Annotated in this window: 13 protein-coding genes; 8 read left to right on the plus strand and 5 right to left on the minus strand. The window is 73.9% G+C overall.

The genetic code is table 11. The features are described from left to right. The first annotated feature begins 2 nt into the window (after positions 1-2). The gene (locus tag BLW86_RS28195) at positions 3-998 is read left to right on the plus strand and encodes a cell envelope lipid trafficking protein PgfA (protein WP_093876633.1); all 996 of its coding nucleotides are present in this window, start codon (positions 3-5) and stop codon (positions 996-998) included. Here BLW86_RS28195 and hrpB read toward each other — a convergent pair. After that, positions 982-3,573 (minus strand): ATP-dependent helicase HrpB, encoded by a 2,592-nt coding sequence (hrpB, locus tag BLW86_RS28200; RefSeq protein ID WP_093878920.1) that lies wholly within the window; start codon positions 3,571-3,573, stop codon positions 982-984. The genes BLW86_RS28195 and hrpB overlap by 17 nt on opposite strands. A 109-nt stretch (positions 3,574-3,682) precedes the next feature. Next, on the minus strand, positions 3,683-4,522 hold the full coding sequence (locus tag BLW86_RS28205) for a class I SAM-dependent methyltransferase (protein WP_093876634.1): 840 nt from the start codon (positions 4,520-4,522) through the stop codon (positions 3,683-3,685). Between the two features lie 346 nt (positions 4,523-4,868). Between BLW86_RS28205 and rpsA the strand changes: the two genes are divergently transcribed. The 4 genes from rpsA to BLW86_RS28225 all read left to right on the plus strand — a co-directional run bounded on the left by rpsA (position 4,869) and on the right by BLW86_RS28225 (position 8,692). Then, positions 4,869-6,374 carry a 30S ribosomal protein S1 gene (rpsA, locus tag BLW86_RS28210; RefSeq protein ID WP_030692649.1) on the plus strand — a complete coding sequence of 502 codons (1,506 nt, stop codon included), beginning with the start codon at positions 4,869-4,871 and terminating at the stop codon, positions 6,372-6,374. A gap of 215 nt (positions 6,375-6,589) precedes the next feature. Then, a complete protein-coding gene (locus BLW86_RS28215; protein ID WP_093876635.1) occupies positions 6,590-7,528 on the plus strand; it encodes a PAC2 family protein in 939 nt (312 codons plus the stop codon). A 31-nt stretch (positions 7,529-7,559) separates the two neighbouring features. Continuing rightward, the gene (gene coaE / locus BLW86_RS28220; protein WP_093876636.1) at positions 7,560-8,168 is read left to right on the plus strand and encodes a dephospho-CoA kinase; all 609 of its coding nucleotides are present in this window, start codon (positions 7,560-7,562) and stop codon (positions 8,166-8,168) included. A gap of 155 nt (positions 8,169-8,323) precedes the next feature. Beyond that, positions 8,324-8,692: a tetratricopeptide repeat protein gene (locus BLW86_RS28225; protein ID WP_093878921.1), complete on the plus strand. Its 369-nt coding sequence runs from the start codon at positions 8,324-8,326 to the stop codon at positions 8,690-8,692. Between the two features lie 13 nt (positions 8,693-8,705). Here BLW86_RS28225 and BLW86_RS28230 read toward each other — a convergent pair whose 3' ends face one another. Both BLW86_RS28230 and BLW86_RS28235 read right to left on the minus strand, forming a co-directional pair. Next, entirely contained in the window at positions 8,706-8,975 is a 270-nt protein-coding gene (locus BLW86_RS28230) for a DUF6343 family protein (RefSeq protein ID WP_093876637.1), read from the minus strand. A gap of 92 nt (positions 8,976-9,067) precedes the next feature. Further along, positions 9,068-9,403: a hypothetical protein gene (locus tag BLW86_RS28235; RefSeq protein ID WP_093876638.1), complete on the minus strand. Its 336-nt coding sequence runs from the start codon at positions 9,401-9,403 to the stop codon at positions 9,068-9,070. 180 nt (positions 9,404-9,583) lie between these two features. Between BLW86_RS28235 and BLW86_RS28240 the strand changes: the two genes are divergently transcribed. The 3 genes from BLW86_RS28240 to BLW86_RS43820 all read left to right on the plus strand — a co-directional run bounded on the left by BLW86_RS28240 (position 9,584) and on the right by BLW86_RS43820 (position 14,687). Further along, the gene (locus tag BLW86_RS28240) at positions 9,584-12,433 is read left to right on the plus strand and encodes a DEAD/DEAH box helicase (protein WP_093878922.1); all 2,850 of its coding nucleotides are present in this window, start codon (positions 9,584-9,586) and stop codon (positions 12,431-12,433) included. Further along, a complete protein-coding gene (locus BLW86_RS28245) occupies positions 12,430-13,710 on the plus strand; it encodes an SWIM zinc finger family protein (RefSeq protein ID WP_093876639.1) in 1,281 nt (426 codons plus the stop codon). The genes BLW86_RS28240 and BLW86_RS28245 overlap by 4 nt, the downstream gene beginning before the upstream one ends. Before the next feature lie 188 nt (positions 13,711-13,898). Then, a complete protein-coding gene (locus BLW86_RS43820; RefSeq protein ID WP_093876640.1) occupies positions 13,899-14,687 on the plus strand; it encodes a chaplin in 789 nt (262 codons plus the stop codon). Between the two features lie 47 nt (positions 14,688-14,734). Here the strand turns inward: BLW86_RS43820 and BLW86_RS28255 are convergent, their stop codons facing one another. Further along, positions 14,735-15,424, minus strand: a complete 690-nt coding sequence (locus BLW86_RS28255) for a DUF2293 domain-containing protein (protein ID WP_093876641.1) — start codon at positions 15,422-15,424, stop codon at positions 14,735-14,737. Between the last annotated feature and the right edge of the window lie 13 nt (positions 15,425-15,437).

A 15,437-nucleotide genomic window follows, 5' to 3' on the forward strand; every position in this document is an offset into this window, starting at 1 on the left:
CCGTGCGCCGCCGAGCCAGCCTCGTCCTGCTCGCCCTGGCCGTCTTCTGCGCCGCGATGGCCCCGACCCTGCGCTGGTACGCCTTCCCCCGCCTCGCGAAGATCCCGCCCAACCAGTACCAGGAGACCGTCCTGGAGGCGCGGCCCGCGACCCTCCTCGACTACTCGACGCTCAAGGCCGAGAAGGTCGACAAGATCACGATCATCCAGACCCTCAAGGGCAACGTGGAGGAGTCACGGCGCATCGAACGCGACGCCGGGCGTGACGTCGTCGTCTGGGACGCCCTCGCCTACGTCACGGGACCCGACGGCAAGATGGTCTCCAAGGTCCCCGAGCGGTACGTCTTCGACGCCCACACCCAGGACCCCGTCCACGCCACCGGCGAATCGGTCGACGGCGACCCGGTCCGGCGCGAGGGCATCGAGTTCAAGTTCCCCTTCCTGACCGAGAAGCGCGATTACCAGTACTTCGACGCCCAGACCCGCACCGCGGCCCCCATCCACTACAGGGGCACCCGCACCTTCCGCGGCATGGAGGTCTACTACTTCGAGCAGACCATCCCCTGGACCAAGGTCCCCATGCCCAAGACCATGCCGGTCAAGGGCATCACCCCGAAGATCCTCGCCGACTCCGGCCTCACCCGCTGGTACACGACCAAGCGCATGTTCTGGATCGAGCCGATCACCGGAGCCCCCGTCAACGGCGAGGAGATCCACAAGGAGGAACTCCGCAACGCCAAGGCGCTGATGGGGCGGGACACCCTCACCGTCTTCGCGGGGCACGTGAAGATGCGCGAGGACTACCTCGAGAGCGTCGGCGAGATGGTCTCCGCCAACCGCCTCATGGTCCTCATGCTCGTCTCCTACGTCCCGTGGAGCCTCACCGTCCTCGCCCTGCTCCTCCTCTCCCTCGCCCTCTGGCTGGAGGCCCGCTCGCGCCGCCCCGAACCGGAGCCGCCCGCCGCCCCCGCCCCCACGCCGGTCAGCGCCCCCCTCTGAGCCGCGCGCTGGTGTGCCGGGTCGGCACCGCCGCTGACGGATCCTCCGGCCACGGGTGCTTCGGGTACCGCCCCCGCAGCTCCGCCCGCACCGCCCGGTAGCCGTCCCGCCAGAACGACGCCAGGTCGGCCGTCACCGCCGCCGGCCTGCCGGCGGGGGAGAGGAGGTGGACGAGCACCGGCACCCCCGCCACCCGGGGCGTCTCGGCCAGACCGAACATCTCCTGCAGCTTCACCGCGAGCACCGGCCGCTCACCCCCGTACTCGACCCGTATCCGCGAACCGCTCGGCACCTCGATCCGCTCCGGCGCCAGCTCGTCCAGCCGGACCGCCTCGCCAGACGCCCACGGCAGCAGCCGCCGCAACGCATCCCCGGCGTCGATCCGCCCCAGATCCGCTCGGCGCGACGCCCGGGACAGCTCCGGCTCCAGCCACTCCCCGGCCCGGTCGACCAGCGCCCCCTCCGACACGTCCGGCCAGGGCTCCCCCAACTCCCGGTGGAGAAAGGCGAGCCGCTCGCGCAGCTCCCCGGCCTCCCGGCGCCACCGCAACAGCCCGAGCCCCTCGCGCCGCAGGCCGTCGAGCAGCGCCTCCCGCACGAGAGCCGGCTCGGCCCCGGCGCCCAGGGGACGGACCGTCAGCTCGACCGCGCCCAGCCGGTCCACCGACCGCGCCACCACGTCCCCGTCCTCCCAGTGGACCTCCTCGCCGGTGCTCCGCAGATGCCCGGCCGCCCGGCACGCCATGGACTCGTTCACCACCGCCGCGAGCCGCACCCGCGCCGTGGCGTCCCGCGCGGTGCGGTCCGCCACCGCCACGGCGAGCCACGGGCTGGACCGCAGCCGGGAGCCCTCGGCCAGCCGCGCCCCGCTCCCCGACACCATCAGATAGCCGCCCTGCTCCCGGGCCCTGGCCACCCGCTCCGGGAACGCCAGCGCCGTCACCAGACCGGCCACGGCGTCGTCGCCCTCCCGCTCCCCGCCGACGGCACCCCCGCCCACCGCCTCACCGGCCGACCGCTCCCCGACGGCGACGCCCCCGTCCACCACTTCGCCGGCCGACCGCTCCAGGCGCCGCGCCTCCGCCCTCCACCGCGCGCCGTACCCGTCGGTCCCCTGGCGGGCCGCGCGCCAGGCCGACACCAGGTCGTCCCCGTAGTCGCGCGGCGGTTCCTCGCTCAGCAGCGCCACCACCTCCGCCGCCCGCCGCACCCCGACCTCGGGCGCACCGTCCAGGAGCGCGCGCCCCAGCCGGGGGTGCAGCCCGATCCGGGACATCCGCACCCCCCGCTCCGTGGCCCGGCCCTCACCGTCGACGGCCCCGATCGACCCGAGCACCGCGCGGGCCGCCGCCATCGCCCCGGCCGGCGGCGCGTCGAGCAGCGCGAGCCCCTCCGCCGTCGGGTCGCCCCAGCAGGCGGCCCGCAGCGCGAAGTCAGCCAGGTCGGCGATCCGGATCTCGGGCGAGGGGAACCGCGCCCGGCTGCCGTCCTCCGCCTCGGCCCAGCAGCGGTAGACCACACCGGCCGCCTCACGCCCCGAGCGCCCCGCCCGCTGGGTCGCCGCCGCGGTCGACACCGGCACCGTCGCGAGGGAACCGAGACCCCGGGCATGGTCCGTCCGGGGCTCCCGCGCGAGCCCCGAGTCCACGACGATCCGCACCCCCGGAACCGTCAGGCTCGACTCCGCCACCGACGTCGACAGCACCACCCGCCTCCGTCCGCCCGGCCCGGCACCCCGCAGCACCGCGTCCTGGACGGCGGCGGGAGCCCGCCCGTGCAGCTGGAGCACCTCCGCGTCGACGCCGTCGAGCAGCCCCGCCGTCCGCGCGATCTCCCCCGTGCCCGGCAGGAAACAGAGGACGTCGCCCTGGTGCCGCTCCAACGCGAGCCGGACCGTCGACGCCACGTGCCGCAGCAGCGCCGGATCCACCCAGGTGCCGTGCGCGGGCCTGATGCCGGCCGGCGGCGCGGCGAACCTCACCGCGTACCCATGGCCCTCGCCCTTGCTCCACACGATCGGCGCGGGACCCCCGCCCTCCAGGACCGTGAGCAGCTCCGCCCACGCCTCGGCGTCGCTCGTCGCGGACGCCGCGATCAGCTTCAGCTCCGGCCGCAGCGTCGCCCGGACGTCCACCAGGAAGGCCATGGCCGTGTCGGCGTCGAGATGCCGCTCGTGACACTCGTCGAGCAGCACCACGTCCACGCCCGCCAGCTCCGGATCGCGCTGGAGCCGCTGGAGCAGGATGCCCGTCGTCACCACCTCGACCCGCGTCGCGGCCCCGGTCCGCCGCTCACCGCGCACCGAGAAGCCGACCGCGCCGCCGACCTCCTCGCCGAGCAGCCAGGCCATCCGCCGGGCCGCCGCCCGCACCGCCATCCTCCGCGGCTCGGCCACGAGCACCCGCCGCGCCGGTCCGTCCCCTATGAGCCCCGCGAGCGCCAGCGGCACCAGCGTCGTCTTGCCGGTGCCGGGAGGAGCGGACAGCACCGCCGCGCCGCGCTCCGCGAGGGCGGCGAGCAGCTCGGGGACGGCATGGCGGACGGGGAGACGGTCGAGTGCGTCGTTTCGGATCACGCACTCAGTCTCGTACGCGCCGCGAAAAAGAAAGGCCCCGTTGTCCACAGGGCCCCTCATTAGTACGACTACCAGCCGTCCCGCTCGCAGGCGAAGCCAGCCGTCCCGGCTAGCCGTCCCGCTCGCAGACGAAGATCGCCGTCCCCGGGATCAGGTTCCCCCGCAGCGGGGACCAGCCGCCCCACTCCTGACTGTTCCAGGCCGGCCACTCCGGCTCGACCAGGTCCACGAGCCGGAAGCCGCCGGCCACCACGTCCCGCACCCGGTCCCCGACGGTCCGGTGGTGCTCCACGTACACGGCCCGGCCCTGCTCGTCCTGCTCGACGTACGGCGTGCGGTCGAAGTACGAGGCGGAGACCGAGAGGCCCTCCGGCCCCGGCTCGTCCGGGAACGCCCAGCGGATCGGGTGCGTCACCGAGAACACCCAGCGGCCGCCCGGCCGCAGCACCCGGCGCACCTCGCGGAAGACCCGCACCGGGTCGGCGACGAACGGCACCGCGCCGTACGCCGAGCACGCCAGGTCGAAGGAGCCGTCCCGGAAGGGCAGCGCTCCGGCGTCCGCCTCCACCAGCGGCACCTCCCCGCCGATCCGCAGCGCGTGCTGGAGCTGCCGGTGCGAGAGGTCGAGGGCCACCGGCCGCGCCCCCTGGGCCGCCAGCCAGCGCGAGCACTGCGCCGCGCCCGCGCCGATCTCCAGGACGTCGAGGCCCTTCAGGGAGGCGGCCGGCCCCAGGAGCCCGGCCTCGGCCTCGTCGAGCCCCTCGGGGCCCCACACGAACCGGTCGTCGCCCAGGAAGGAGCCGTGCTCGCTCTGGTACTCGTCGGCGTTCCGGTCCCACCAGCCGCGGCTCGCCCGGCTGCTCTCCGCGTCCCCCGCGTCACGCCGGGTCGCCTCGGCCTCGTCGGCCTCCCCGCCGACCGCGTCTTCGTGTCCGTACTCTTGGTTCATCTCGCCCGCCGATGTAGTTTGCGCTCAGTGCAGCCGTGCGGCGGACCCCCGCCGTGGTGGCGCAAGAGGCATGATTGGTGCCGGAATTGAGTGGATCTGCCTCGGGTGCGCGCTTCGCGCATTGACCCTGTCCGGCCGCCCCCGTATGCTAAAGGTTGCGCTGCGGGCCTGCGCGCCTCAGACGGAGCAGGCCGCGCTCGTACCTGTTGTATGTCCCCTCGGTTTTCGAGGTTCCCTCCCGTTCGCGGAAGGGTGCTTCATTGGCTGTCCGGCTTCTTGGTGCGATACGGGCTCTCGGCGTAGCAGTACCTACGACTTTCTGTCCGTAACCGGAGCCCTTTCCCACATGACGAGCAGCACCGAGACCACCGCCACCACCCCGCAGGTTGCGGTCAACGACATCGGTAACGAGGAAGCCTTCCTCGCCGCGATCGACGAGACGATCAAGTACTTCAACGACGGCGACATCGTCGACGGCGTCATCGTGAAGGTCGACCGGGACGAGGTCCTGCTCGACATCGGTTACAAGACCGAAGGTGTCATCCCGAGCCGCGAGCTCTCGATCAAGCACGACGTCGACCCGAACGAGGTCGTCAAGGTCGGCGACGAGATCGAGGCCCTGGTTCTCCAGAAGGAGGACAAGGAAGGCCGCCTGATCCTCTCGAAGAAGCGCGCCCAGTACGAGCGCGCCTGGGGCACCATCGAGAAGATCAAGGAAGAGGACGGCATCGTCACCGGTACCGTCATCGAGGTCGTCAAGGGTGGTCTCATCCTCGACATCGGCCTCCGCGGCTTCCTCCCGGCCTCCCTGGTCGAGATGCGTCGCGTCCGCGACCTCCAGCCCTACGTGGGCAAGGAGCTCGAGGCGAAGATCATCGAGCTGGACAAGAACCGCAACAACGTGGTCCTGTCCCGCCGTGCCTGGCTGGAGCAGACCCAGTCCGAGGTTCGCCAGACCTTCCTCACGACCCTCCAGAAGGGTCAGGTCCGCTCCGGCGTCGTGTCCTCGATCGTCAACTTCGGTGCCTTCGTGGACCTGGGTGGCGTCGACGGCCTCGTCCACGTCTCCGAGCTGTCCTGGAAGCACATCGACCACCCGTCCGAGGTCGTCGAGGTCGGCCAGGAGGTCACCGTCGAGGTTCTCGACGTGGACATGGACCGCGAGCGTGTCTCCCTGTCGCTGAAGGCGACGCAGGAGGACCCGTGGCAGCAGTTCGCCCGGACCCACCAGATCGGCCAGGTCGTCCCGGGTAAGGTCACCAAGCTGGTTCCGTTCGGTGCGTTCGTCCGCGTGGACGAGGGCATCGAGGGTCTGGTCCACATCTCCGAGCTGGCCGAGCGCCACGTGGAGATCCCGGAGCAGGTCGTCCAGGTCAACGACGAGATCTTCGTCAAGGTCATCGACATCGACCTCGAGCGTCGTCGCATCAGCCTCTCGCTGAAGCAGGCCAACGAGTCCTTCGGTGCCGACCCGGCCTCGGTCGAGTTCGACCCGACCCTGTACGGCATGGCCGCGTCCTACGACGACCAGGGCAACTACATCTACCCCGAGGGCTTCGACCCCGAGACCAACGACTGGCTCGAGGGCTACGAGGCTCAGCGCGAGGCCTGGGAGACCCAGTACGCCGAGGCGCAGGCTCGCTTCGAGCAGCACCAGGCTCAGGTCATCAAGTCCCGCGAGGCCGACGAGGCCGCCGCTGCCGAGGGCGCTGCCGCCCCGGCCGCCGGCAACGCCGGTGCGGGCATCTCGGGTGGTTCGTACTCCTCGGAGTCGGACGACAACTCCGGCGCCCTGGCGTCGGACGAGGCGCTCGCCGCCCTGCGCGAGAAGCTGGCCGGCGGCCAGAGCTGAACAGGCTCTCCGCTGAGCGCTAGCCGCTAGCGAATCCGAGGCCCGTTCCCCTTCGGGGGAGCGGGCCTCGGTCGTTTTCCCGAGCAGCTCAGCCGAACCGCTCGCGCCCGGCCGCCGCAGGCGCCGCCGAGTTCCTCCGCCGGAAGATCGCCGCACCGGGAATTGCCGTGCCGCGCGCGGCGTTTCCAAAGAGAACACGAGGAGGAGCGGTAATCGTGCTTGATCCCCAGGATTTGTACGAATGGGACCCGAAGGGCGTGGCCGTCGTCGACCTGGCCCTGGCGCAGGAGTCGGCCGGACTGGTCATGCTGTACCACTTCGACGGCTACATCGACGCGGGCGAGACCGGTGAGCAGATCATCGACCGGCTGCTCGACACCCTCCCGCACCAGCTGGTGGCCCGCTTCGACCACGACCGGCTCGTGGACTACCGGGCCCGCCGCCCCCTGCTGACCTTCCGGCGCGACCGCTGGACCGCGTACGAGACGCCGTCCATCGAGGTCCGCCTCGTCCAGGACGCCACCGGCGCGCCCTTCCTCGTCCTCTCCGGCCCGGAGCCGGACGTGGAATGGGAGCGTTTCGCCGTCGCCGTCCGGCAGATCGTCGAGCGCCTCGGGGTGCGCCTCTCCGTCAACTTCCACGGCATCCCCATGGGCGTCCCGCACACCCGCCCGGTCGGCCTCACCCCGCACGGCAGCCGCGTCGACCTCATGCCGGGCCATCGCAGCCCCTTCGACGAGGCCCAGGTCCCCGGCAGCGCCGAGTCCCTCGTCGAGTACAGGCTCACCGAAGCCGGCCACGACACCCTCGGCGTCGCCGCCCACGTCCCGCACTACGTGGCCCGGTCCCCGTACCCGGACGCGGCCCTGACCGCCCTGGAGGCCGTCACCGCCGCCACCGGCCTCGTCCTCCCGGGCGTCGCCCACTCCCTGCGGACCGAGGCCCGCCGCACCCAGACCGAGATCGACCGCCAGATCGGCGAGGGCGACGAGGAGCTGGTCGCGCTCGTCCAGGGACTTGAGCACCAGTACGACGCGGCGGCCGGTGCCGAGACGCGCGGCAGCCTCGTCGCCGAGCCGGTCGACCTGCCCTCGGCCGACGAGCTGGGCCGAGAGTTCGAGCGCTTCCTCGCGGAGCGGGAGGGCGACTCCTGACCCCGTCGGGGCAGGCCCTAAGCTGCCGCTCATGCTGAAGGTGGGCCTGACCGGCGGGATCGGCGCCGGCAAGAGCGAAGTGTCGCGGCTGCTCGTCTCGTACGGAGCCGTACTGATCGACGCGGACCGGATCGCGCGCGAGGTCGTCGAGCCCGGGACCCCGGGGCTCGCGGCCGTCGTCGCGGCCTTCGGGGACGGCGTCCTCACCGAGGAGGGGACGCTGGACCGGCCCAAGCTCGGCTCCATCGTGTTCTCCGACGCGGACCGCCTCGCCACCCTCAACGCCATCGTCCACCCCCTGGTCGGAGCCCGGTCGGCGGAGCTGGAGAGCCGCGCCGGCGCCGGGGACGTCGTCGTCCACGACGTGCCGCTGCTCACCGAGAACGGGCTCGCGCCGCTGTACGACCTGGTCGTGGTCGTGGACGCCTCCCCGGAGACCCAGCTCGACCGGCTGGTACGGCTCCGCGGCATGGCCGAGGCCGAGGCCGAGGCCCGGATGGCGGCCCAGGCCACGCGCGCTCAGCGACTGGCCGTCGCGGACCTCGTGATCGACAACGACGGACCGCTCGACGCGCTCGAACCCCAGGTGAGGAAGGTCTGGGACGAGCTGGAGCGCCGCGCGAAGGCCGCCGAAGACTAGGACCTTGTCTTGTCGGTCGGGCCCAGGGGGCCTCTCGGATCAGGCCCCGCGACCCCGGCACGATCCGGGAGACAGCCCCTACAGGGGCGTCTTCCGGTGGAATGCGACTGCGGGGTCCGGTGTTCAACCACCGGATCGAGGGGAAGGATTCCATCGTGGCCGACAGGAACCCGGAAACGCACGTCATCGACTTCCGCGCCGCCGAGCACCTGCTGGCCGCGCGGGACCCTCGTGGGGCCGTGAAGCTGCTGGACTCGGTCATCGCCGCCCACCCCGAGAACACGGCCGCGCGCCTGCTGCGCGCCCGGGCGTTCTTCGCCGCCGCACAGCTCCGGCCCGCGCAGCTGGAGTTCGAGCTGGTCCTGGAGCGCGAGCCGGACAACGCCTTCGCCCACTTCGCGCTGGCCCGCACCTTCGAGCGCTCCGGGCAGACCGCCCAGGCCACACGGCACTTCCGCCTCGCCGCCGCGCTCGACCCGAAGCCGGAGTACCTCCAGGCGGCGGGCTTCGACACCCGGGACTGAGGCGGGCGGGACGTCAGCGTCCCGGGCCGCCGTGATCGGGTTCGTACGGCGGGATGCTCCGGCCCGGCTGCCAGTGAGCGCCCTGGTGGAGATGGCGCAGCACCACCGCCAGGTCGACCGTGACGACCAGGAACAGCACTCCGCAGGCCGCCGCCCAGCCGGGGCGGCCCACCAGGGAGAACACGGTCGTGCCGAAGGCGGCCCAGAGCAGCCCCCACACGCTCAGCCAGAACCGCAGCCGCAGGGCACTGCGCGCGGTGGCCGGCTCGTTCCCCGATCGCATGACGGTCGCATCTCCCCTCGGAGTCCCGAGGTCACTTCCAGCATGTACCCCGGGCGGGGGAAACGGAACGTCGGCCGGGCGGCCCGCGCCGACTAGTGGATGACGCTGTAGCTGCGCCAGGGCAGGGTGTCCGGGGCGATCCTGTTGCCGGTCCTGCTGGGGACGTAGATGGAGTTCTTCCCCTGACAGTCACGGGTCCGGTACATCACGATGTCGACCAGGGAGTTGTTCTCGACCTTGGTCACGCCCGAGGGCGCCAGGCGGTGGCAGCCCTTCACCGACGGGCTGGTCACGGTCACCACCAGGTCGCGTTCCGTCTCGTACCTGATCGTGCCCACGGCGCTGCGGCCGAGGCCCGAGCAACCGGCGACGGCGAGGGTGAGCAGCACGGCCCCGGTGGCGGTCGTGAGACGCCGGCGAACGGACATGGCGGATCCTCTTCTGTCGTGTCGTTTCAGGCCACCATGCCGTCGGCGGGCGGCGCTGTCATCCGTTGTTGGGCCGCCCGGGGGAACCGCCCGACGGTCGTTGTCAGACCCCGCTTGTAAGGTCGGAAGGCCAATGGGGAAGCGACACACAACGGGAGGGGAGCCGTGGCACACACCTGGATGACCAGCGCCGCCGTCTTCCTGCCCGCCGCCCTTCCCCGTGACGGCCGGGTCGCCTTCTGGGCCCCCGACGGCGGCTCACCGCCGGACCCGGCGGTGAGCGGGGCGGAGCGGGTCGAGCTGACCGTGGCCCGGCGGCACGGCAGCGGCGCCCGTGCCCGCTCCGTGCCCGCCGTGGCCCTGCCCGTCGAGGTCGCGCTGCCGCATCTCGTCGCGGCCCGCCACCACCCGGCCGCGCACCCCGCCACCGCCGGCTGGGGCGCCGCCACCCTGCACGCCCTGCACCTGGCCGCGCGCGGGCGGCTGCTGCCCGGACTGACCGCCGACGACCTGGACGCCTGGCGCGCCGGACCGCTGGACGCCGAGGACATCGCCCACCTGCGGGCCGTCGCCGCCGCCCTGCCGTACGAGGGGTACGCCGTGCCGGTGCCGGGGCGCGGTCCGCTGCGGCTGCCCGAGCCCGAGGCCCTCGTGCGCGCCTTCCTCGACGCGGTCGCCGACATCCTGCCCCGCACCCCGGCCGCCGCCCACGCGGTCGGCGCGCCGTTCGCGGCGCGCGCCCCGCAGCACCTGCCCCGCGCGCGTGCCTGGGCCGCCGAGGCGGCGGCCGGGATGGACGCCGGGGTGCGGGTCTCGCTCCGCCTCGACCTGTCGCCGTACGAACTCTTCGACGCGACGGACACCACGGACACCGCCGGCCCGGACGGCGAAGGGGACGGCGGGGAGCGCCACGCCGCCGCCGCGCTCCTCCAGATCCACAGCCTCGCCGACCCCACCCTCGTCATCGACGCCGCGGACCTGTGGGCGGGGGACGGCGAGCACTTCGGGCCCCGCGCCCGGATCGACGCCGTCCTCGCCCTGCGCCGGGCCGCCCGCGTCTGGCCCCCGCTCTCCCGCCTCCTGGAGCGGGACGTGCCCGACGTCCTCGCCGTCACCGAGGACGAGCTGTACGAACTGCTCGGCCCGGCCGCCGCCCGCCTCGCCGACGCGGGGGTCGCACTCCACTGGCCGCGGGAACTCGCCCGCTCCCTCAGCGCCTCCGCCGTCGTCCGTCCCGCGCACGCCGCGCCCGGCTCCGCCACCGACGGCACCTCCTTCTTCGACAGCGAGGAGCTCCTGCGGTTCAACTGGCAGCTGGCGCTCGACGGCGACCCGCTCACCGAGCGCGAGATGGACCTCCTGGCCGAGGCCCACCGGCCCGTCGTGCGCCTCCGCGACCAGTGGGTCGTCGTCGACCCCGCCCTCGTCCGCAAGGCCCGCAAGCGGGAACTCGGCCTGCTCGAACCGGTCGACGCCCTCGCCGCCGCGCTCACCGGCACCGCCGAGGTCGACGGCGAGTCCGTCCCCGCCGTCCCCGTCGGAGCCCTCGCCGCGCTCCGCGACCGGCTCCTGGCCGGCCCCGAGGACGTGCAGGCACCCCCCGGCCTCACCGCCACCCTGCGCGACTACCAGCTCCGCGGCCTCGCCTGGCTGGACCTGATGACCTCCCTCGGCCTCGGCGGCTGCCTCGCCGACGACATGGGACTCGGCAAGACCGTCACCCTCATCGCCCTCCACCTGCGCCGCGCCCGCCGCGCCCCCACCCTCGTCGTCTGCCCGGCCTCCCTCCTCGGCAACTGGCAGCGGGAGGTGCGGAAGTTCGCCCCCGATGTGCCCGTCCGGCGCTTCCACGGCACGGACCGGGACCTCGACGGCACCGAGGGCGGTTTCGTCCTCACCACCTACGGCACCCTGCGCACCAGCGCCGCCCGGCTCGCCGAGCGGGAGTGGGGGATGGTCGTCGCCGACGAGGCGCAGCACGTCAAGAACCCCTTCTCCGCGACCGCCAAGGCGCTGCGCGAGATCCCCGCCCCCGCCAGGGTCGCCCTCACCGGCACCCCAGTGGAGAACAACCTCTCCGAACTCTGGGCGCTCCTCGACTGGACCACCCCCGGTCTCCTCGGACCGCTCAAGACCTTCCGCTCCCGCCACGCCCGGGCCGTGGAGAACCACGAGGAGATCGAGCACGAGGAGGCCGTCGAGCGGCTCGCCCGGCTCGTGCGCCCCTTCCTGCTGCGCCGCCGCAAGTCCGACCCCGGGATCGTCCCCGAACTCCCGCCGAAGACGGAGTCCGACCATCCCGTCGCCCTCACCCGCGAACAGGCCTCGCTGTACGAGGCGGTCGTCCGCGAGACCATGGCCCGCATCGAGGGCGCCGAGGGCATGGCCCGCCGGGGCCTCGTCATGAGCCTGCTGACCTCCCTCAAGCAGATCTGCAACCACCCCGCGCAGTACCTCAAGGAACAGGCCCCGCGCGGCAGCGGCACCGCGCGGCTCGCCGGCCGGTCCGGGAAGCTCGCCCTGCTCGACGAGCTCCTCGACACGATCCTCGCGGAGGACGGGTCCGTACTCGTCTTCACCCAGTACGTGTCGATGGCGCGGCTCCTCGCCGACCACCTGGCCGCGCGGGGCGTCCCCGCCCAACTCCTGCACGGCGGCACGCCGGTGGCCGAGCGGGAGCGGATGGTCGACCGCTTCCAGGCCGGCGAGGTCCCCGTCTTCCTGCTCTCCCTGAAGGCCGCGGGCACCGGCCTCAACCTCACCCGGGCCGGCCACGTCGTCCACTACGACCGCTGGTGGAACCCGGCCGTCGAGGAGCAGGCCACCGACCGGGCCTACCGCATCGGGCAGACCCAGCCGGTGCAGGTCCACCGGCTCGTCGCCGAGGGCACCGTCGAGGACCGCATCGCCGAGATGCTCCGCGCCAAACGGGCCCTGGCCGACGCCGTCCTCGGCTCCGGCGAGGCCGCCCTCACCGAACTCACCGACCGGGAGCTCGCCGACCTGGTGTCCCTGAGGAGGCCCTCGTGAACCACGCAAGGGGCGCGCGGGGCGCCCGGGGCGCCGCCCTCCGGCACGACGACCGCCGCCGCAGCTTCCCGCAGGTCGCGCCGCGCTCGGCCCCCGACGGCCGGTTCGCCGCCACCTGGTGGGGAAACGCCTGGGTGGCCGCCCTGGAGGACGCCGCCCTCGACGCGGCCCGTCTCGCGCGGGGCAAGGCGTACGCGGGGCGCGGCCACGTCGACGCGATCACGGTCACCCCCGGCCGGGTCGTCGCCTACGTCCACGGCAGCCGGCCCCGCCCGTACCGAACCGAGATCAGGATGCGGACCCTCGGCGACGACGGCTGGGAGCGGTTCCTCGACGAGGCCGCCGCCCGCCCCGACCACATCGCCGCCCTGCTCGACAAGGACGTGCCGCACGCCCTGGAGGCGGTCGCCGGACTGCTGCCCGCGCCGGGCGACCTCGTCCCCGACTGCTCCTGCCCGGACGACGGTTACCCCTGCAAGCACGCCGCCGCCCTCTGCTACCAGGCCGCCCGTCTCCTCGACGAGGACCCGTTCGTCCTCTTCCTGATGCGCGGCCGCGGGGAGCAGGAGCTCCTCGCCGAGCTCACCCGGCGCAACGCCGCCCGGGGCGCCGCCGAGACGGGCGCCGCCGCCCCGCCGATGCCCACGGTCCCCGCCCGTGTCGCGCTCGCCGCGGCCACCGGGGCAGGGCTCCCGCCGCTGCCGCCCGAGCTGCCGGTCCCGGACCGGCCCGGCCGCCCGGCGGTCTTCCCGCCGGACCCGGACGCCCCCGATCCGCTCGCCCTCGACCTCCTCGCCACCGAGGCCGCCGCCCGCGCCCACGCCTTCCTCGCCACCGGCCACGACCCGGTCGCCGCGCTCACTCCCTGGCAGGACGCGGTCCGGCTGGCCGCCGCGCACCCCGGCTCCGGCCTCACCGCCTCGTCGCGCGCGCTCTACCGCGACCTGGCGGGCGCCCTCGACCGGACCCCCACGGAGCTCGCCCGCGCCGTCGCCGCCTGGCGCCAGGGCGGCGCGGCGGGCCTCGCCGTCCTCGAAGAGCCCTGGGATCCGCCGGCCGGTCCGTTCGACCGGGCCAGACCCGCGCTGCTCGCCGCCGACTTCCCCGCCTTCCGCCCCTGGCGCAACAGGCTCTCCGGGGAGTCCCTCCAGCTCCGGCTCGGCCGCGACGGCCTCTGGTACGGGTACGAGTCGGACGCCGGCCGCGAGGACTGGTGGCCGCGCGGCGCCCCCGACCCGGACCCGGTGGGTGCCCTCACCGATCTCCTGGGGCGCTGAGGGGTGTCGACGGGCGTGGACGGATGTCGAAAAGCGTCGGCAGGTGTCGACGGGTGTTGACCCGACACTCGAACGGATTCCCACTCGATGGAGTGAAACCCGTCAACGGCCGGATCCGGCACGCACGTTTGTCGCGTTGATTCCGGTACGGGCACTTGCCCGTGCACACCTCCGGAAGGCAGGAAGCCATGAGGCAGATTCGCCGAAGTGGTCTGGCCACACTGTTGGTCACGGGCGGAGCGCTCGCCCTCTCGGCGGGCGCCGCGCACGCCGACGCCGGCGCCGAGGGCGCCGCGGTCGGTTCGCCGGGAGTCGGTTCCGGCAACACGATCCAGCTGCCGGTGCACGTGCCGGTCAACGCCTGCGGCAACACGGTCAACGTCGTCGGACTGCTCAACCCGGCCGCGGGCAACAGCTGTGCCAACCGCTCCGCCGAGCGCGAGACCGGGGGCTACGGGGACGAGAAGGGCGGCGGCTCCCACAAGGACATGCCCGCCACCCCGCGCGGCGGCGAGCAGGCCGGCGGCTCCCAGACCGGCTCCCACGGCGCCGGCTCCTCCAACGGCGGCGGGTCCACCGCCGAGACCCACGCCCAGGGATCCCCCGGCGTGCTCTCCGGGAACGGCATCCAGCTGCCCATCGACCTGCCCGTGAACGTCAGCGGCAACTCGGTCAACGTGGTCGGCATCGCCAACCCGGCCATCGGCAACACCGCGGTGAACGGCCCGGCCAAGCCCCAGCAGCCGATCGAGACGCCGACGCCGCGCCCGCAGACCCCCGTGCGGAACGTGCCGGGGCCGCGGGCCGAGACCGTGACCCCCGCCCCGGTCCCCGCGCCGCAGGGCGGGACGAGCACGGCCTCGCTGGCCGCCACGGGTTCGGACGCCATGGGCTACGCCGGTTCCGTGAGCGCCGCGCTGCTCCTCGGCGGCGCCCTGCTGTACCGCCGTGGACGCCGCGCCGGCGACCAGGCCTGAGGATCGGTCCCCCGCGGCCCGGTCGACGCGGGCTGACGCCCGAGCCGTCAGCCGCGTTCCCGGCCGCTCGTGGTCCCGCCGCCCTGGCGCCAGGTCCGGAGCACCGCCTCGATGGCGGGCGCGACCCTCGTCCGGGCCTGGTGCCGGGGAACCCCCTGCATCAGCAGGGAGTCGTACGGCGTGTCGACATGTCGTACGGAGGCTCGTACCGCGGCGGTGACCGCGCCGCGGTCGAGCGAGCGGCCCGCGGCCGTGCGCCCCACGCGTCCGCTGCCCTTCGCCGAGGCGTGGACGGCGATCTCCGTGGCCCGGTCCGCCGGGCAGGACGGGAAGAGCCGCAGGATCTCCGCCAGGAGCGCCGCGGTGATCTCGGCGTCTGCGGCCGCGCGCCGCACCGCGTCCCGGGCCCGCCGCGCGGCCCGCGCCTCGGCGTCCGCCAGGCAGGCCCGTTCCGCCTCGGCGAGTGCGGCCTCCTCGACGAGCAGGCCCTGACGCTCGTACCGCGTGCGGCGCCGGTTGTGCCGTACGACCACGGCCCAGAGCGTGCTGCCCTCCCGGGCGCGACGGGTGAGCGCCGTGTCGCCCCGGCGCAGGAAGACCAGATGGCCGAGGTCGGCGCAGTCCAGACAGACCGGCGCGTTGTACTCGACGATCATCCGGTCCAGCGGCCCCCGGTGGCATTCCGAGCAGCGGCGGCGCCGGAGCGGCTCGACGACGACGGGAGCGACGAGGTCCACGGCCGGTCCCCGC

Source organism: Streptomyces sp. TLI_105, from assembly GCF_900105415.1.
Taxonomy (GTDB): Bacteria; Actinomycetota; Actinomycetes; order Streptomycetales; family Streptomycetaceae; genus Streptomyces.